This is a genomic window from Mycobacterium colombiense, assembly GCF_001953985.1.
Taxonomy (GTDB): domain Bacteria; phylum Actinomycetota; class Actinomycetes; order Mycobacteriales; family Mycobacteriaceae; genus Mycobacterium; species Mycobacterium colombiense_B.
In genome coordinates this window covers 1-17,292 of sequence record NZ_MBEI01000024.1, presented here as the reverse complement: position 1 = coordinate 17,292, position 17,292 = coordinate 1, and the positions used below count along the sequence as shown (strand labels likewise).

At 69.5% G+C, this 17,292-nt stretch carries 17 protein-coding genes; 6 read left to right on the top strand and 11 right to left on the bottom strand.

Features of this window, described 5'->3' with window-relative positions; translation table 11 throughout:
- Positions 1-3: 3 nt before the first annotated feature.
- From A5732_RS04680 to A5732_RS04660, 5 genes are all read right to left on the bottom strand, one after another.
- Positions 4-834 (bottom strand): shikimate dehydrogenase, encoded by an 831-nt coding sequence (locus A5732_RS04680; protein ID WP_076101023.1) that lies wholly within the window; start codon positions 832-834, stop codon positions 4-6.
- On the bottom strand, positions 809-2,056 hold the full coding sequence (gene mltG / locus A5732_RS04675; RefSeq protein ID WP_076053276.1) for an endolytic transglycosylase MltG: 1,248 nt from the start codon (positions 2,054-2,056) through the stop codon (positions 809-811). Before mltG ends, A5732_RS04680 begins: the two co-directional genes overlap by 26 nt.
- On the bottom strand, positions 2,049-2,555 hold the full coding sequence (gene ruvX / locus A5732_RS04670; RefSeq protein WP_065051664.1) for a Holliday junction resolvase RuvX: 507 nt from the start codon (positions 2,553-2,555) through the stop codon (positions 2,049-2,051). Before ruvX ends, mltG begins: the two co-directional genes overlap by 8 nt.
- Complete coding sequence (gene alaS / locus A5732_RS04665) at positions 2,556-5,258, bottom strand: alanine--tRNA ligase (RefSeq protein WP_076101020.1); 2,703 nt, start codon at positions 5,256-5,258, stop codon at positions 2,556-2,558.
- 130 nt (positions 5,259-5,388) lie between these two features.
- On the bottom strand, positions 5,389-5,778 hold the full coding sequence (locus A5732_RS04660) for a secondary thiamine-phosphate synthase enzyme YjbQ (RefSeq protein ID WP_170880053.1): 390 nt from the start codon (positions 5,776-5,778) through the stop codon (positions 5,389-5,391).
- A 159-nt stretch (positions 5,779-5,937) separates the two neighbouring features.
- Between A5732_RS04660 and A5732_RS04655 the strand changes: the two genes are divergently transcribed.
- Both A5732_RS04655 and A5732_RS04650 read left to right on the top strand, forming a co-directional pair.
- Entirely contained in the window at positions 5,938-6,558 is a 621-nt protein-coding gene (locus tag A5732_RS04655) for an antibiotic biosynthesis monooxygenase (protein ID WP_076101058.1), read from the top strand.
- A gap of 153 nt (positions 6,559-6,711) precedes the next feature.
- Positions 6,712-7,335, top strand: a complete 624-nt coding sequence (locus A5732_RS04650; protein WP_076053279.1) for a hypothetical protein — start codon at positions 6,712-6,714, stop codon at positions 7,333-7,335.
- Positions 7,336-7,339: 4 nt separating this feature from the next.
- Here A5732_RS04650 and A5732_RS04645 read toward each other — a convergent pair whose 3' ends face one another.
- A complete protein-coding gene (locus A5732_RS04645) occupies positions 7,340-7,675 on the bottom strand; it encodes a hypothetical protein (RefSeq protein ID WP_076053281.1) in 336 nt (111 codons plus the stop codon).
- The gene (locus A5732_RS04640; RefSeq protein ID WP_076101018.1) at positions 7,672-9,030 is read right to left on the bottom strand and encodes a replication-associated recombination protein A; all 1,359 of its coding nucleotides are present in this window, start codon (positions 9,028-9,030) and stop codon (positions 7,672-7,674) included. Before A5732_RS04640 ends, A5732_RS04645 begins: the two co-directional genes overlap by 4 nt.
- Before the next feature lie 156 nt (positions 9,031-9,186).
- Here A5732_RS04640 and A5732_RS04635 point away from each other — a divergent pair, with 156 nt between their 5' ends.
- From A5732_RS04635 to A5732_RS04630, 3 genes are all read left to right on the top strand, one after another.
- Positions 9,187-10,158 carry a hypothetical protein gene (locus tag A5732_RS04635; protein ID WP_076101015.1) on the top strand — a complete coding sequence of 324 codons (972 nt, stop codon included), beginning with the start codon at positions 9,187-9,189 and terminating at the stop codon, positions 10,156-10,158.
- Between the two features lie 90 nt (positions 10,159-10,248).
- Entirely contained in the window at positions 10,249-10,371 is a 123-nt protein-coding gene (locus tag A5732_RS27705) for a hypothetical protein (protein ID WP_256715395.1), read from the top strand.
- 53 nt (positions 10,372-10,424) lie between these two features.
- On the top strand, positions 10,425-13,040 hold the full coding sequence (locus A5732_RS04630; protein ID WP_142256556.1) for a circularly permuted type 2 ATP-grasp protein: 2,616 nt from the start codon (positions 10,425-10,427) through the stop codon (positions 13,038-13,040).
- A gap of 2 nt (positions 13,041-13,042) precedes the next feature.
- Here the strand turns inward: A5732_RS04630 and A5732_RS04625 are convergent, their stop codons facing one another.
- Genes A5732_RS04625 through A5732_RS04615 form a run of 3 tightly spaced genes read right to left on the bottom strand, consistent with a single transcriptional unit; the run spans position 13,043 to position 15,746 of the window.
- Positions 13,043-13,723, bottom strand: coding sequence for a DUF6629 family protein (locus A5732_RS04625; protein ID WP_076101010.1), 681 nt, complete (start codon positions 13,721-13,723; stop codon positions 13,043-13,045).
- Between the two features lie 9 nt (positions 13,724-13,732).
- Entirely contained in the window at positions 13,733-14,788 is a 1,056-nt protein-coding gene (locus tag A5732_RS04620; protein WP_076053289.1) for a zinc-binding metallopeptidase family protein, read from the bottom strand.
- Entirely contained in the window at positions 14,781-15,746 is a 966-nt protein-coding gene (locus A5732_RS04615; RefSeq protein WP_076053291.1) for a transglutaminase family protein, read from the bottom strand. Before A5732_RS04615 ends, A5732_RS04620 begins: the two co-directional genes overlap by 8 nt.
- A gap of 97 nt (positions 15,747-15,843) precedes the next feature.
- Here A5732_RS04615 and A5732_RS04610 point away from each other — a divergent pair, with 97 nt between their 5' ends.
- Positions 15,844-16,233 (top strand): MmcQ/YjbR family DNA-binding protein, encoded by a 390-nt coding sequence (locus tag A5732_RS04610; protein WP_076053293.1) that lies wholly within the window; start codon positions 15,844-15,846, stop codon positions 16,231-16,233.
- A gap of 5 nt (positions 16,234-16,238) precedes the next feature.
- On the opposite strand, the gene A5732_RS04605 is transcribed toward A5732_RS04610, so the two are convergent.
- Positions 16,239-17,292, bottom strand: a 1,054-nt coding sequence (locus tag A5732_RS04605) for an FUSC family protein (protein ID WP_253189002.1), incomplete at its 5' end; no start/stop codon positions are given.

The window sequence follows — 17,292 nt, the reverse complement described above, 5'->3', positions numbered from 1 at the left end:
AGGCTATTCCGGTGCGGTCACCGCGCAAGTCATCGCCTCGCGCGGCGCGGGCCGCCCGGTGAACTGTTCCACCTGCGCGAACGCCTGGTGCAGCAGCATCTGCAGGCCGCTGACCACCCGCCCGCCGGCGGCGCTCACCGCGGCGGCCAGCGGCGTGGGCCACGGGTCGTAGACGGCGTCCAGCAGCACCCCGATGCGGGCGAAGGTGCCGGCGTACCGTTCGGCCACGTCCGCCGGGATGGTGCTGACCAGCACCTCGGCGCCCGCCACCTCATCGGCCAGCCCGTCGCCGTCCAGGTCGCAGAACCGGGTCGGCACGCCCAGCTCGTTGCCCAGGTCCACCAGCCGGGCCGCCTTGCGCGGATCGCGGGCCACCACCGTGATGCCGGCGACGCGCAGCTGGGCCAGGCCGGCGACGGCGGCCGGCGCGGTGCCGCCCGATCCACAGACGAGCGCCCATCCCGAGGCGCTGCCGAGCGCCCCGGCGACCCCGTCGATGTCGGTGTTGTCGGCCCGCCAGCCCGCGGGCGTGCGCACCAGGGTGTTGGCCGATCCCACCCGCCGCGCCCGGTCGGTGCGCTCGTCGGCGAATCGCAGGGCGACGAACTTGCCGGGCATGGTCACCGATACGCCGACCCATTCGGGGCCGAAGCCGCCGACCACGCCGGGCAGCTGCTCGGCGTCGCATTCGATGCGCTCGTACGTCCAGTCGGCCAGGCCCAGCGCACGGTAGGCGGCCAGGTGCAACTGTGGGGACTTCGAGTGGGCGATCGGCTTGCCGAGCACGGCAGCCTTGCGGGGGCCCGCGCTAGCGGGGCGTGCTGTCGAGGACACCGTTGCGCTTAGCCAGCTCGATGTTGGCCAGATGTTGTTGATAGTCGCGGGTGAACAGCGTCGTGCCCTGGCCGTCGATGGTGACGAAGTACAGCCAGTCACCGGGCTGCGGATGCTCGGCGGCGCGCAGCGCGTCGGTGCCGGGCGAACAGATCGCGGTGGCCGGCAGGCCCTGCGACACGTAGGTGTTCCACGGCGTCTTCTGGGCGCGGTCAGCGTCGCTGGTGGCCACCTCGCGGCGGTCCAGCGGGTAGTTGACCGTCGAGTCGAACTCGAGCGTGTGGTGGGCGTGCAGACGGTTGTAGATGACCTGCGCGACCTTGGCGAAGTCCTGGGAGTTCGATTCCTGCTGCACCAGCGACGCCACCACCAGGATGTCGTAGGGCGACAGGCCCATGGCCTGGGCGGTGTCCACCAGCCCGGACTTCACGTACTCCTCGCCGCCGGCGCCGATCAGGGTGGCCAGGATGGCCTCCGGCGACGCGGACGGATCGATGTTGAAGGTGCCCGGCGCGATCAGGCCCTCGATCCGGCGGTGGTCCTTGCCGAGCTCACCGACGGGTTCGGTGGCCCATGGCGGCACCGCCAACGCCAAGGCGGAACTGTTGGTCGCGGCCGCGCGCAGGTCCTCCACCCGGGCGCAGCGCGTGTCACCGTCGAAATCCACGCAGGTGGCGCGCGAAATAAGCGTCAGGATCCCCGGCGTCACCACGTTGGTCTTCATGTCGGTGGTGTCGTCGAGCTGGCGGCCCTCCGGGATGACCAGCCGGCCCACCCGGCTCTTCGGATCGGTCAGCCGCGCGACGGCGTTGGCCGCCGGGATTTCGGTGCGCATCCGGTAGAAGCCGGGCTGGATCGAGTTGATGGCGCTGTTGCCGTGCGCGGCGTTGACGAACGCCCGCACCGTCTTGACCACCTGCTCTTTCTGCAGGGTCTCGCCGATGTTGGTGGTCGAGTCGCCGGCCTGCACCTGGATCACCAGGTCCCGCTTGCCGCCACCGCTGAAGTCGTTGTCGGGCCCGAACAGGGTGTGCCACAGCCTGCCGCCCGCGAAGACACCCGCGAGCACCACCACGACCAGCAGCGCGAGCCCGATCTTGCCGACGAACCGCCGCCGACGGCCCCGCTTGGCCTGTTTGCGGGAGACGCGGCTCGGCCTGCGCCCCGACGGCGCACCCACCGCCTCGGGCTCGGCCCGTTCCCGCCGTGCGCTGTCAACCATCGCTGAGCTCCCCCGCCACCGCCGCGCGACGCTGATCCAGCCAACTCTGCAGGATCGCCACCGCCGCCGCCTGATCGATCACCGCACGCTGTTCTTTGGCCCGGACCCCGGCCGCGCGCAGGGAACGCTGCGCGGCCACCGTGGTCAGCCGCTCGTCGGCCAGCCGCACCGGAGTGGGCGCGATCCGCTGGGCCAGCGCGTCGGCCACCTCGATCGCGTCGATCGCCGACGGGCCGGTGCGATCGGCCAGCGTGCGCGGCAGGCCGACGACCACCTCGACGGCCTCGAGTTCGGCGGCCAGCGCGGCCAGCCGCCGCAGGTGTTTGCCGTTGCGGTCGCGGCGGACGGTCTCGACCGGGGTGGCCAGGATGGCGTCGGGGTCGCTGCAGGCCACCCCGATGCGGACGCTGCCCACGTCGATGCCGAGCCGCCGTCCCCGTCCTGGGTCCTGGTGGGGATCGCCGGGCCGGTCGGGCAAGCGGTGTTGTGTGGAGACCACTCAGTCGACCCGCGCTATCACGGCGATCTCGGAACGTACCGCGTCGAGCGCTGCGTCGATGCCCGCCGGATCCTTGCCCGAGCCCTGCGCGAGGTCCGCCTTGCCGCCCCCGCGGCCTTCGACCGTCGCGGCGAGCTGTTTGACCAGGTCATTGGCGCGCAGCCCGAGATCCTGGGCGGCCGGGTTGGCGGCGACCGCATACGGAACGGACCCGCCCTCGCCCTCGGCGATCAGCGCGACCACCGCGGGATCGCTGCCCAGCTTCCCGCGAATGTCGCCGACCAGGGAGCGCAGATCGGCCGCCGTCATCCCGCCCGACATCCGCTGCGCCACCACCCGGACGTTACCGATACGCTCCGCGCCCGCCGCCGCGTTGGTCGCCGCGGCCCGCGCGCCTGCCAGCCGCGCGCGTTCGAGTTCCTTCTCCGCCGCCTTGAGCCGCTCCACCAGGTTGGCCACCCGGGCGGGCACCTCGTCGGACGGCACCTTCAGCGACGACGCCAGCCCCGCCATCAGCGCGCGTTCCTTGGCCAGGTGCCGGAACGACTCCAGCCCGACGTAGGCCTCCACCCGGCGCACCCCGGAACCGACCGAGGATTCGCCCAGGATGGTCACCGGCCCGATCTGCGCCGAGTTGTGCACGTGGGTCCCGCCGCAGAGCTCCAGCGAGAACGGGCCGCCGATCTCCACCACCCGGACCTCGTCGGGGTAGGCCTCGCCGAACATGGCCATCGCGCCCATCGCCTTGGCCCTCTCCAGCTGCTCGGTGAACGTGTGCACCTCGAAGTCGGCCTGGACGGCCTGGTTGGTCACCTCTTCGACCTGGGTGCGCTGTTCTTCGGACAGCGGCCCCTGCCAGTTGAAGTCGAACCGCAGATAGCCCGGCCGGTTCAGCGATCCGGCCTGAACGGCGTTGGGCCCCAACACCTGTCGCAGCGCCGCGTGCACCATGTGGGTGCCCGAGTGCCCCTGGGTGGCGCCGTGGCGCCACTGCGGGTCGACGGCCGCGACGACGGTGTCGCCCTCCACGAATTCACCGGACTCGACGTTAACGCGGTGCACCCACAGGGTTTTGGCGATCTTCTGCACGTCGGTGACGGCGGCGCGGGCGCTCTGTCCGGCGCCCGTTCCGCTGATGGTGCCCTCGTCGGCGATCTGGCCGCCGGCCTCGGCGTACAACGGCGTGCGGTCCAGCACCAGCTCGACCCGGTCGGCCCCCTCGACCCCGTGGGTGACCACCGGAACCCGCCTGCCGTCCACGAAGATGCCCAGAATCTTTGCCTCGGAAGTCAATTCGTCGAAGCCGGTGAACTCGGTGGGCCCGGCGTCGACCAGCTCCCGGTAGGCCGTCAGGTCGGCGTGCGCGTGCTTGCGCGCGGCGGCATCGGCCTTGGCGCGGCGGCGCTGCTCGGCCATCAGTTCCCGGAAGCCGACCTCGTCCACGTGCAGGCCGGCCTCGGACGCCATCTCCAGCGTGAGCTCGATCGGGAACCCATAGGTGTCGTGCAGGGTGAAGGCGTCCGAACCCGAGATCGCTTTTGCACCGGAGGCTTTGGTGGTTCCGGCCACCTCGTCGAACAGCTTGGAGCCCGCCGCCAGCGTGCGGTTGAACGCGGTCTCCTCGGCGACCGCGATGCGCCGGATCCGATCGAAGTCGGTGACGAGCTCGGGATACGACGGGCCCATCGCGTCGCGCACGGTGGCCATCAGATCACCGACGATGGGCCCCTCGATGTCGAGCAGCCTGGCCGAGCGGATCACCCGGCGCAGCAGCCGGCGCAACACATAGCCGCGGCCGTCGTTGCCGGGCGTGACGCCGTCGCCGATCAGGATGGCCGCGGTGCGGCTGTGGTCGGCGATGACCCGGTAGCGCACGTCGTCTTCGTGGTTGCCGACGTCATACCCGCGCGGGGCGCGCGCGGCCGCGGTGTCGATGACGGGCCGCAACAGGTCGGTCTCGTAGACGTTGTGCACGCCCTGCAGGATGAAGGCGACCCGCTCCACACCCATCCCGGTGTCAATGTTCTTGCGGGGCAACGGCCCCAGGATCTCGAAGTCGGCCTTGCCGGCCCCTTCGCCACGCACGTTCTGCATGAACACGAGATTCCAGATCTCGATGTAGCGGTCCTCGTTGGCGATCGGGCCGCCCTCGACGCCGAACTCCGGCCCGCGGTCGTAGTAGATCTCCGAGGACGGGCCGCACGGGCCGGGGATGCCCATCGACCAGTAGTTGTCCTCCATGCCGCGGCGCTGGATGCGATCCTCGGGCAGCCCGGCGATCTCCTGCCACAGCCGCACGGCCTCGTCGTCGTCGAAAAAGACCGTCGTCCAGATGCGTTCGGGATCCAGGCCGTAACCGCCCTGCTCGACACCGTTGGTCAGCAGGGTCCAGGCCAGTTCGATGGCGCGGCGCTTGAAATAGTCGCCGAACGAGAAGTTCCCGGCCATCTGAAAGAACGTGTTGTGTCGGGTGGTGATACCGACCTCGTCGATATCGGGGGTGCGGATGCACTTTTGGATGCTGGTGGCGGTCGAGTATTCGGGGGTGCGCGCGCCCAGGAAGTAGGGCACGAACTGGACCATGCCCGCATTGACGAACAGCAGGTTGGGGTCGTCGAGGATCACCGATGCGCTCGGCACCTCGGTGTGGCCCGCCTTCACGAAATGATCAAGAAACCGCTTCCTGATCTCGTGTGTCTGCACTTTCGAGTCCGCTTCTTTCCGTTACTTCGATGTCTCATTCCCAGCCTATTCGCCGGGGCATGGCAAGCCCGTCTCACGACGCATTTCGACCGCTCACAGTACCTGCCCCGGCGCGCCGGGCACCGGGCCGCTAACCCTCCAGAAAGCTCAGCCGGACCGAGCGTTGCGGGTTGTCCCGGTTCAGGTCGACCAGGACGATGCTCTGCCACGTCCCCAGCATCGGCTCACCGGCGGACACCGGAACCGTCACGGACGGCGCGACGAGCGCCGGCATCACGTGGTCGGCGCCGTGGCCCGCGGAACCGTGCGAATGCCGGTAGCGATCGTCGCGCGGCAACAGCCGTTCCAGCGTGTCGACCAGGTCGTCGTCGGAACCGGCGCCGGTCTCGATGATGGCCACCCCCGCGGTGGCGTGCGGGACGAACACGTTGCACAGGCCATCTCCCCGCGACCAGCAGAACCCGCGCACCGCCTCGGTGAGATCGACGATGCGGCGGCGGGAGGTGTCCACGTCCAACACATCGGTATGCATCCGGTCAAGCCTACGGCGCCGGCGACATGACCGGCCAACCAATTGTGAGTGCTGCCACACCATTGCCGGTGCCGACGGGCAGGAGGAAGGTAGTTCATGACCGGTGGCGCCACCGGGGCGCTGCCCCGAACAAAGAGGGGGTGGATCGTGTACGCACGCTCTACCACAATTCAGGCGCAACCCTCGTCCATCGACGCCGGAATTGCGCATGTTCGCGACGAGGTCATGCCCGCGCTGCAAGGTATGCCGGGGTGCATCGGAGTATCCCTTTTGGTCGACCGTCGCTCAGGCCGGTGCATCGCCACCAGCGCCTGGGAAAGCGACGAGTCCATGCGCGCCAGCGGTGAAAGCGTGACGCCGATCCGTGACCGGGCGTCGGAGATGTTCGGCGGCACGGCGGACGTCGAGCAGTGGGAGATCGCGGTGCTGCATCGCGACCACCGCGCGCCCGACGGTGCGGGCGTGCGTGCGACTTGGGTCAAGGTGCCGCCCGAGACCATGGACCAGGGCATCGAGTACTACAAGTCGTCCGTCCTGCCCCAGCTCGAGGACCTCGACGGGTTCTGCAGCGCGAGCCTGCTGATCGACCGCGCCTCAGGGCGTGGTGTGTCCTCGGCGACGTTCGACAGCATCGACGCGATGGAGCGGAACAGGGACCAGGCAACCGCGCTGAAGGACTCCTCGATGCAAGAGGCGCGCGCCGAGGAACTCGATGAATGCGAGTTCGAGCTGGCGCTGGCGCACCTCCGCGTGCCCGAGCTGGTCTGATCGAGATGCGGCGGTTGACCGGCCGAACCAGGCATTCGGCCGGTCAGCGATCTGCGCCCGGAAAGCATTGCGGCGAGTAACCGGCAGGAGGAAGGTAGCGAGTGGGACCGGTGGCGCCACCGGGGCGCCGCCCCGACATAGGAGGGGTCGACCGTGTACGCACGCTCCACCACCATCCAGGCGCAACCCCTGTCGGTCGACATCGGCATTGCGCATGTCCGCGATGTCGTCATGCCCGCGCTCACCGAGATCGACGGGTGTGTCGGACTGTCGCTGCTGGTTGACCGGCAATCGGGCACCTGCATCGCCACCAGCTCGTGGGACACCATGGAAGCCATGCGCGGAAGCGCCGAGCAGGTCGCACCCATCCGCGACCGGGCCTCGCTGATGTTCGACGGCAGCGCGCGCGTCGAGGAATGGGATATCCCGTTGCTGCACCGCGACCACCCGTCCCGCCCCGGCGCGTGCGTGCGCGCCACCTGGCTCAAGGTGGTGCCGGATCAGCTCGACCGGTCGCTGGACTTCTACCGCATGGCCGTGCTGCCCGAGATGCAAAACCTCGACGGGTTCTGCAGCGCCAGCCTGATGGTCGATCACCCCGCCTGCCGCCGCGCCGTCAGCTGCTCCACGTTCGACTCGATGGAGGCGATGGCCCGCAACCGCGACCGCGCCAGCGAGCTGCGCAGCCGGCGCGTGCGCGAACTGGGCGCCGAGGTGATCGACGTGGCCGAGTTCGAGCTGGCGATCGCCCACCTGCGGGTGCCCGAGCTGGTCTAGCGCTTCAGGGCAGCGCGTCGCCGGGGAATCCGCGGCAGGCGTGCACCTCGTAGGTGAAGACATTCGCGGCGACCCCGGGGTCGTCGGCCATGATCGCCGTGGTGTCCTCGACCGTCGCCGCGAAGACCCCGATGCCGCAGACGTCGGATTCGTCGCTGACCGGCAGCACCACCGCGAGCACGCCGTCGTCTCGCAGCCCGAAATTGCGCCGGCCGTGCTCCCAGATGACGCCCACTGACGACTCGTCGCCGAACCTCGGGCCGCGCTTGAGGATCACCACGCTGTAGGGCCGGGCGGTGGGCAGCAGAGCGCCCATCTCCTCGTCGGTGAAGATCTTCATGGCCGTCCCCTCTTGCGGATGATCGCGCGCAGCCGGTCCAGCCGGCCGGCCATCTCACGTTCACCGCCGCGTCCGGTGGGCCGGTAGTAGTCGACCCCTGCCAGCTCGTCCGGCGGATATTGTTGTGCGACAACCCCATCCGGGTGGTCGTGGGAATACTTGTAGCCCTGCGCGTTGCCCAGTCCCGCCGCACCCGAATAGTGACCGTCGCGTAGATGGGGCGGAACCAGACCGGCTTTGCCGGCCCTGATGTCGGCCATCGCCGCGGCCAGCGCCGTGGTGACCGCGTTCGACTTCGGCGCGGTGGCCAGATAAATCGTGCAGTGCGCCAGGGTCAGCTGCGCCTCGGGCATGCCGATCAGCGCCACCGTCTGCGCGGCCGCTACCGCGACCTGCAGCGCGTTCGGGTCGGCCATGCCGATGTCCTCGCTGGCCAGGATCATCAGCCGGCGCGCGACAAACCGTGGGTCCTCGCCGGCGACGAGCATGCGGGCCAGGTAGTGCAGCGCGGCGTCGACGTCCGAGCCGCGCACCGACTTGATGAAGGCGCTGATGACGTCGTAGTGCTGGTCGCCGTCGCGGTCGTAGCGCACCGCGGCCTCGTCCAGGGACTGCTCGACCGCCGCGACGGTCAGCTCGCCGCCGGGCTCGACCGCCTCGGCGGCGACCTCCAGCGCCGTCAGGGCGCGCCGGGCATCACCCGCGGCCAGCCGCACCAGCAGGTCGACGGCCTCGGGCGCGACCGCGACCTGGCCGCCCAGCCCGCGCGGGTCCTCGATCGCGCGTTGCACCACGGTGCGGATGTCGTCGGCGCTCAGCGGCCGCAACTGCAGGATCAGCGAGCGCGACAGCAACGGCGCCACCACCGAGAACGACGGATTCTCCGTGGTCGCCGCCACCAGCAGCACCACCCGGTTCTCCACGGCGGACAACAGCGCGTCCTGCTGGGTCTTGGAGAACCGGTGCACCTCGTCGATGAACAGCACCGTCTGCTCACCGGACAGCAGCGCCCGCCGCGCGGTGTCGATCACCGCCCGAACGTCTTTGACACCGGCCGACAGGGCCGACAGCGCCTCGAACCGACGGCCGGTCGCCTGCGAGATCAGCGCCGCCAACGTCGTCTTGCCGCTGCCGGGCGGGCCGTACAGGATGGCCGACGCCACACCCGAGCCCTCGACCAGCCGGCGCAGCGGAGATCCGGGCGCCAGCAGATGGTCCTGCCCGACCACCTCGTCCAGCGATGCCGGACGCATCCGGACCGCCAGGGGTGCACCGCCCGACACGACCAGCCCGTGATCGGTCGGCTGCGGCGCACCGGGGAGGTCAAACAGACCGTCGGACACGGTTTCAGGCATACCACGGCGGGCGGACACTCGCGCCGGCCCAGGCATGCGGGCCGGCAATCCGCGCGCCTGGGCCGCATCTTTGCTAAGTTCCGGTTTGCCAAGTTCCGCGCGCGTTCCCTCCTAGGAAACTTCGCCACACGAGGAAATCCGAGAGCAAGGACGGACATGAGCCAACCTCCCGAGTATCCGGGCATCCCGGCAGATCCCCAGGGCAGCAACCCTCCCGGCTACCAGCCGCCGCCGGGCTACGGCGCACCGCCTCCGCCGGGTTATGGCACACCTCCCCCGCCGCCGGGCTACGGCGCACCCCCACCGCCGCCTCCGGGTTACGGACCGCCCCCGGGATATGGCGCGCCCCCTCCCGGCTACGGACCGCCACCAGGCTACGGTGGCCGGCCCGCGTTCAGCATCGGAGACGCGTTCGGCTGGGCCTGGAACACGTTCACCAAAAACGCTGTGGCACTTATCGTTCCGACCCTGGCGTACGCGGTGCTGTTCGCCATCGCCTCCACCCTGATCGGCCTGAGCCAGAACATGGGCACGACGAGCAACGCCGACGACGACTACTTCACCTTCACCGCGAACCTCAACGGCGGCGGGACGGCGCTGCTGATCCTCGGCTATCTCGTCGCCTACCTCGTGGGTGCGTTCGCCCAGTCCGCGTTCCTGTCCGGCTGCCTGGATCTGGCCGACGGTCGCCCGGTGACCATCGGGTCCTTCTTCAAGCCGCGCAACTTCGGCATGGTGTTTCTGGCGGCGCTGCTGGTCGGAATTCTCACCTCGATCGCCTCGGTGCTGTGCTTCCTGCCCGGCCTGATCCTGGGGATCTTTGCCCAGTTCACCATCCCGTACGCGATCGATCGGTCCGAACAGCCCATCAAGGCGCTCACCTCCAGCTTCTCCACCGTCACGTCGAACTTCGGCAACGCCCTGCTGGTGTGGCTGGTCGAGGTCGCCGCCGTCGTGGTGGGCTTCCTGGCGTGTGGCGTCGGTGTGTTGGTGGCGGTCCCGGTCGCCGCGCTGGTGGGGATCTACGCCTACCGCAAGTTCTCCGGCGGCCAGGTCGCCGCGCCGCAGCAGGCGGGATACCAGGCCGGCCCGCCGCCCGGCACCCCGCCGGGACACGCACCGGCCTGACACTGCGCGCAGATTTCTCGTATTACGGCGCGGTCAGCCGCAATTGCGGCGCCCTGCGCCGTGTCCGCGCGTGTGATGGGATCAGCGACTATGAGCATCAAAGTTGCGCTGGAGCACCACACCAGCCACACCTTTGACCGGCTGGCGCCCGTCACCGATGTCGGCGCGCCGGGCATCCTTGACCTGCGCCGCGTGCGTACCGTTGCGCAGTAATGGCGTTTGCGGACATGACATTCGGCACCGGTGCACCGGCTGGGTCCGGCTCGATGGCCGGCACCGCGCACTACGACGCCGACCGCCTGCTGGCCGGGTACCGCGCCGCGCGGGCCCAGGAGGCGCTCTTCGACCTGCGGCACGGCCCGGCGAGCGGCTATGACGAGTTCGTCGACCAAGACGGCAACGTGCGCCCCGCGTGGGCGGAGCTGGCCGACGCCATCGCCGAGCGCGGCCGCGCCGGGCTGGACCGGCTGCGCTCGGTGGTGCACGACCTCATCGACAACGACGGCATCACCTACACCGACGTCGTGCCCGGCGGTCGCGGCCAGGAGCCCCGGCCCTGGCAGCTGGACACCCTGCCCATCGTGCTGTCCGCGGCCGACTGGGAGGTGCTCGAGGCCGGCCTGCTGCAACGATCGCGGGTGCTCGACGCCGTGCTGGCCGACCTGTACGGTCCGCGCAGCCTGCTCACCGAAGGCGTCCTGCCGCCCGAGCTGCTGTTCGGCCACCCCGGGTACGTGCGCGCGGCCAACGGCATCGAAATCCCGGGCCGCCACCAGCTTTTCATGCATGCCTGCGATGTCAGCCGGCGACCGGACGGCACCTTCGTCGTCAACGGCGACCGCACCCAGGCGCCCTCCGGGGCCGGCTACGCGCTGGCCGACCGGCGCGTGATCGCGCACTCGATTCCCGAGCTCTACGAGAGCATCGCGCCGCGGCCGACGACGCCGTTCGCCCAGACGCTGCGGCTGGCCCTGATCGACGCGGCACCCGATGACGCCCAGGACCCGGTCGTGGTGGTGCTGTCTCCGGGCATCTACTCCGAGACCGCGTTCGACCAGGCGTATCTGGCCACGCTGCTGGGTTTTCCGATGGTGGAAAGCGCCGACCTGGTGGTGCGCGACGGCATGTTGTGGATGCGCTCCCTGGGCACGCTGAAGCGCGTCGACGTCGTGCTGCGCCGGGTCGACGCCGACTACACGGACCCGCTGGACCTGCGCGCCGACTCCCGGCTCGGGGTGGCCGGTTTGGTGGAGGCCCAGCACCGCGGGACGGTGACCGTGGTGAACACGCTGGGCAGCGGAGTTCTGGAAAACCCTGGGCTGCTGCGTTTCCTGCCCGCGATCGCCGAGCACCTGCTCTCGGAAACGCTGCAACTGCCCACCGCCCAGGTCTACTGGGGCGGCATCGCCAGTGAGCGCTCACACCTGCTGGCGAACCTGTCGTCGTTGTTGGTGAAGTCCACCGTCGGCGAGAAAACCCTTGTCGGGCCCACGCTTTCGTCTCGGCAGCTGACAGAGTTGGCGGCCGGCATCGAGCGGACGCCGTGGCAGTGGATCGGCCAGGAGCTGCCGCAGTTCTCGTCCGCGCCCACCGACCACGCCGGCGTGCTGTCGTCGGCGGGCGTCGGCATCCGGTTGTTCACCGTTGCCCAGCGCGGCGGCTACGCGCCGATGATCGGCGGCATCGGCTATGTGCTGGCACCTGGATCCGCCGCATACACACTGAAAACCATTGCGGCAAAGGATGTCTGGGTGCGGCCCACCGAGCGGGCCCGCGCCGAGGCGATCAGCCTGCCAACGCCGGAGCCGCCGGCGAAGACGGCCGCGGGCACCTGGGGCATCAGTTCTCCCCGTGTGCTGTCCGACATGTTCTGGATCGGCCGCTATGGCGAGCGTGCGGAAAGCATGGCGCGGCTGCTGATCGTCACCCGCGACCGGTTCCACGTCTACCGCCACCACCAGCACAGCGAGGAAAGCGAATGCGTGCCGGTGCTGATGACCGCGCTGGGCCGCATCACCGGAACCGACATCACGCCCGACAGCGACGGCGACCACGCCGAGATGATCGCGATCGCCCCCTCCACGCTGTGGTCACTCACCGTCGATCCGTACCGGCCCGGCTCCCTGGTGCAGTCGGTGGAGGGGCTGGCTCTGGCGGCGCGGGCGGTCCGTGACCAGATGTCGAACGACACCTGGATGGTGCTGGCCGCGGTCGAGCGCGCGCTGGCACTGGAAAGCGAACCGCCGGACTCACTTTCCGAGGCCGACGCCCTGCTCACCGGCGCCCAGGCCCAGACGCTGGCCGGCATGCTGACCCTGTCCGGGGTGGCCAGCGAGTCGCTGGTGCGCGACGTCGGCTGGACGATGATGGACATCGGCAAACGGATCGAACGCGGGCTGTGGCTGACGGCGTTGCTGCAGTCCACCCTGACCGTCGGCCGCGGCGCCGCGGCCGAGCAGACCGTCATCGAGTCCACCCTGGTGGCGTGCGAGTCCTCGGTCATCTACCGGCGCCGCACGGTGGGCAAGATCAGTGTGGCCGCCATGGCCGAGCTGATGCTGTTCGACGCGCAGAACCCGCGGTCACTGCTGTACCAGCTGGAGCGCCTGCGCACCAATCTCCGGGACCTGCCCGGCTCGTCGGGGTCGTCGCGGCCCGAACGGTTGGTGGACGAGATCGGCACCCTGCTGCGGCGGTCCCATCCCGCCGAGCTCGAACGGGTCGGCGGCGACGGCCGGCGTGCGGAGCTCGCGGAGCTGCTCGCGGCGGTGCATGGCGAGCTGCGCGACCTGGCCGAGGTCATCACCACCACCCAGCTGACGCTGCCCGGTGGCATGCAACCGATTTGGGGTCCCGACGAACGACGGGTGATGCCGGCCTAGCCTCACGCGTTCGACGTCGCCCGCTCCTCGACGACGCCACGTAAGCGGTGCGGATCGGGCAGGCGCCGGCGCCGCACCATGTGCACCAGCGCCAGGACCGACAGCGCGGCGGCGTAGATGCACCACAGCGACGCGAATGCCTGCGTGTAGAGGATCGCGACCACGATCAGCCCCACCAGGTTCGCCAACCCGAACACCACAATCGACCGATAGCCCGACATCACCGCCGGCCCGATGACGGCGATGACGTACAGCACCGCCCACACGTAGCCGTCGCTCACGCCGGTCTGGTACTGCAGCGCGTGGGGACCCTTCGTCACCGTGACCGGTTCGGTGAGCACGACGACGGCCAGATAGACCGACACGACCGTGCCGAGCGCCGCGAACGGCGCCACCCGCAGCCGGGCGCCGCGCGGTTCCAGCATCAAGATCGCCCACGGCACCAGCGCGGGAAGCAGTGGCAGCGCGATGAAGACATACGCACGCATCGCCAAGTTGGCCATTCCCGTGGAGACAACGCCGTTGGGCCACACGGCCGCCTCGATGAACTGGTGGACCGCGAACACCGTCGGCAACAAAGCGAATGGCACTTCGCGCCAGTGCTTCACCTCACGCAGGGTCGCCACCGCGACCGGCACCAGCGCGGTGCCCACCACCAGGTCCGCCGTGATCGAGAAGCACACCGTAGCGCCCTAGCCGGCTACCGAGGCGCGACCGCGGGATTCCGAGGTCACGTCGTCGACCACGGTGTGGATGAACCTCATCTTCTCCAGCACCGCGACCGGCAGCACGAACGGGTACAGGTCGTCGTGTCCCATCGACCGGTTCACCATGTTTAGCGACCACGACAGGGGCAGCCACATGTCGATGATCGTCTGAAAAGCGCTGGGGCCCAGGGCGGGCCGGTCGAACGTGGCCGAGGCCGGCGCCAGTCCGCACCACGCCGAGGTGTCCAGCGTGTCGCGGATGTGCAGGTAGTGGGCGAACGTCTCGGCCCAGTCCTCGGCGGGATGCATGGTGGCATAGGACGACACGAAGTCCTCCTGCCAGCCCTCGGGAGCGCCCTCGTTGTAGTGGCGGTCGAGCGCTTCCTGATAGTCGGCTTCGTGGTCACCGAACAGCTCGTTGAACCGCTGCACGTAGTCGCTGAACGGCGCGATCAGCCGGTAGTAATAGTAATGCCCGATCTCGTGGCGGAAGTGCCCCAACAGGGTCCGGTAGGGCTCGTCCATCTCGACGCGCAGCTGTTCGCGGTGCGCGTCGTCACCTTCGGCCAAATCGATGGTGATGACCCCGTTTTCGTGTCCGGTCATCACCTTCTCGTGGGCGCTGGACAGCAGCCGGAACGCCAGGCCGTAGTCGGGATCCTTGTCCCGCCCGACGATCGGCAGCTTGAGCTCGTTCAGCTCGGCGATCAGCCTGCGCTTGGCCGCCTCGGCGCGGGCGAACTCGGCCATCCCGACGGTGTCGGCATCGTTGGGCCGTTCGATGGTCAGCGCGCACGAGGGGCACAGCAGCCGGGGGGTGTTGACGGGGACCAGCCAATTGCATTCGGCGAGAAGCAAATTGGCGCACAGCTGATACTCGCTGGCGTGCACGAAGCCGGCGTGCTCGCCTGTGTCGTCCTCCGAGATCACCAACAGCGCCATCTGATCGAGCGAAAACCCCAGCGCGCTACCGCAATTCAGGCAGGTCGAGTTCTCGAAGGTCAGGCGCTGGCCGCAGTTGGGGCAGGTGAAGTCACGCATGCAGCACTTCGCCTTCGTAGGGCACCACGTCGACGGCGACGTCGATCACGCTGTGCTCGGAGTTGGTGTAGATGATGCCCCGCAGCGGCGGGACGTCCGCGTAGTCACGCCCCCGGCCTACGACGATGTAGCGCTCGTCGACCATCTGGTCGTTGGTGGGATCGAGCCCCAGCCATTCGAATTGGCCGGGCTGCTGCGGAGTCCACACCGCCGCCCAGGCATGGGTGGCGTCGATGCCGATCATCCGATCCTTTCCGGGTGGCGGATCGGTGGCCAGGTACCCGGATACGTAACTGGCCGCCAACCCGTTGGCTCGCAGGCAGGCAATCGCCAGCCTGGCAAAGTCTTGACATACCCCTTCGCGGGCGGCCAGAACCTCATTGACCCCGGTCGAAATCGTCGTCGACCCCGATCGGTAGGTGAAATCGGTAAAGATGCGCGACGTCAGATCGCCCAACACCTCGATCAGCGGGCGCCCGGGGGTGAAGCTGGGCGCCGCGTAGTCGCGCACATCGTCGGTGATCTCGGGCGGATTGAGGTCCAGGGTGAACTCGGTCGCCAGCGCTCCGCCGGGCCCGACGGGCCGGGCCGCCTCCCACGGCTGCGCCGCCGGTGTGCGGGAATCGGGGCGGGGCGGATAGACGTCGACGATGGAATCACTAGTCACCTTCAGCACGCGGTGCGGCTCGGTCACGTGGAAATAGGAGCTGATGTTGCCGTAGCTGTCCTCGCTGGTGGAGCTGTCGGCGGGGGCGGGGTCGATGATCAGCCGGTGCGCGACACAGCGCTGCCGCAGCGAGTCGCGCGGGGTGAGAAATCCGCGGCCGTACGAGCTGGTCACAACGTCGGAGTAGCGGTACTCGGTGCGGTGGGTGACCCGGTGGCGGCGTGCGACCCCGGTCCCCGGTTCCGATGGTTCTGCTGGCAAGCGCTTCCTCCTCCTTACCGCTGATCTCATCACATGCCGACGGGTTGAGTGGGGTGCGTGGGACCCTCGGCGCGTACCGTTTGCCGATCCGACGGCATTCGCGCAAAAACGGGAGCACAATCGTGTTGTGGCCACGTGGGGCGAGGTCGCCCGCATCGTTGGTGAGCTGGCACTCACCTCCGAGCCGTCACCGCACGACTGGCGGGTCGGCAAGAAATTGCTGGCCTGGGAGCGGCCGCTGCGCCCCTCCGAGCGCGAGGCGCTGGAGCGCGACAACCCCCAACCGCCGCAGGGCGACATCCTCGGCGTTCGGGTGTCCGACGAGGGCGTCAAGTTCGCGCTGATCGACGACGAGCCCGGAATCTACTTCACCACACCGCATTTCGACGGCTATCCCGCGGTGCTGGTCAACCTGGCCGCAATTTCGGTGCGTGACCTCGAGGACCTGATCACCGAGGCGTGGCTGACCCAGGCGCCGCGAAAACTGGTTCAGGAGTTCCTGGCCGACTCGCGCTGAAGCGCTCACACGTGCCGAAGATCGATGACCCGTTGCAGGTCGTCGACGCAGGCGCTGACGACGTCCGCGAGGATCACCTGCGTCTTCTCGCCCGCGCCTGACTGCAGTTCCGCGGCGTGATGACGCGCCGAGGCCGCGTACGCGCAGGCGCCGACGGGATCGGTGTCGGCGAGCGCGGTCGCGGCCGCCAGCACCACCAGCACGGTGGGCACCGGCTCGGAAAGGCGCCCGCGGCCTGAGGTGGTCTCGGGGCCCGGCGAGACGGCGCGGGCCAGTTGCAGCACCGAGCCGGCCAGCAGGGCCACGTGCACGGCCTGATGGTCGGCGGCCTGGATCGCGGTCCGCAGGCCCCATCGTCGCGGCGCGATGGTGACGACGTGGCGCGCCGTGGTGCGTGCCTCGAGCAGCCCGCTGAGCTGCTCGTGCACCCGGTCGACGGCCGTCAGCGGCCAGTCCGGCGGCGGCTCCTTGCGGCCGACGGCGACGTCCGCCGCCCGGGACAGCACGTCGCGCAGCACGCCGAGCACGCCGACGCGGGCGTCGCGCAGCACCGTCAGCGGGTCGGCGGGGAACAGCAGGACGGCGAAGACGATGGCCACAGCGCCGCCGAGCAGCGCGTCGAAGATGCGTTCCAGCCCGACGCCGCCGCGGTAAAGGGCCAGCACCAGGATCGCCGACACCACGGTCTGGTTGGCGAACATCATGCCGTGTCCGATGAAGCCGCCCCCGATGAACACCGCGGCGCCCAGCGCCACGTGCGCGGCGACCCCGATGGGCACCCCGCCGGGACCGAGCAGGCCCTGCACCAGCGAGCCCACCCCGATCCCCAGGGTCACCCCGATCATCATCTGGATGGCGCGTTGCGCGCGCAGCACATTGCTGGTCGACAACGACACCGCGGCGGCGATCGGCGCGAAGAACGGCTGCGGGTGCTCCAGAACATCGTGCGCCAGGTACCAGGACAGGCCGGCGGCCACCGCGGTCTGCACCAGGTTGAACCAGACCAGCCGCAGCCGTTTGCTGCCCGCGCGCGCCGCGGCGAGAACCAGCGATGGGACC

Bases quoted from the DNA above. Each gene is read 5' to 3' on its own strand.
- mltG (WP_076053276.1), bottom strand. From the start codon at position 2,056: ATGGTTGACAGCGCACGGCGGGAACGGGCCGAGCCCGAGGCGGTGGGT.
- A5732_RS04645 (WP_076053281.1), bottom strand. From the start codon at position 7,675: ATGAAGATCTTCACCGACGAGGAGATGGGCGCTCTGCTGCCCACCGCC.
- A5732_RS04640 (WP_076101018.1), bottom strand. From the start codon at position 9,030: ATGCCTGAAACCGTGTCCGACGGTCTGTTTGACCTCCCCGGTGCGCCG.
- A5732_RS04635 (WP_076101015.1), top strand. From the start codon at position 9,187: ATGAGCCAACCTCCCGAGTATCCGGGCATCCCGGCAGATCCCCAGGGC.
- A5732_RS27705 (WP_256715395.1), top strand. From the start codon at position 10,249: ATGAGCATCAAAGTTGCGCTGGAGCACCACACCAGCCACACCTTTGAC.
- A5732_RS04630 (WP_142256556.1), top strand. From the start codon at position 10,425: ATGGCCGGCACCGCGCACTACGACGCCGACCGCCTGCTGGCCGGGTAC.
- A5732_RS04620 (WP_076053289.1), bottom strand. From the start codon at position 14,788: ATGCGTGACTTCACCTGCCCCAACTGCGGCCAGCGCCTGACCTTCGAG.
- A5732_RS04615 (WP_076053291.1), bottom strand. From the start codon at position 15,746: ATGAGATCAGCGGTAAGGAGGAGGAAGCGCTTGCCAGCAGAACCATCG.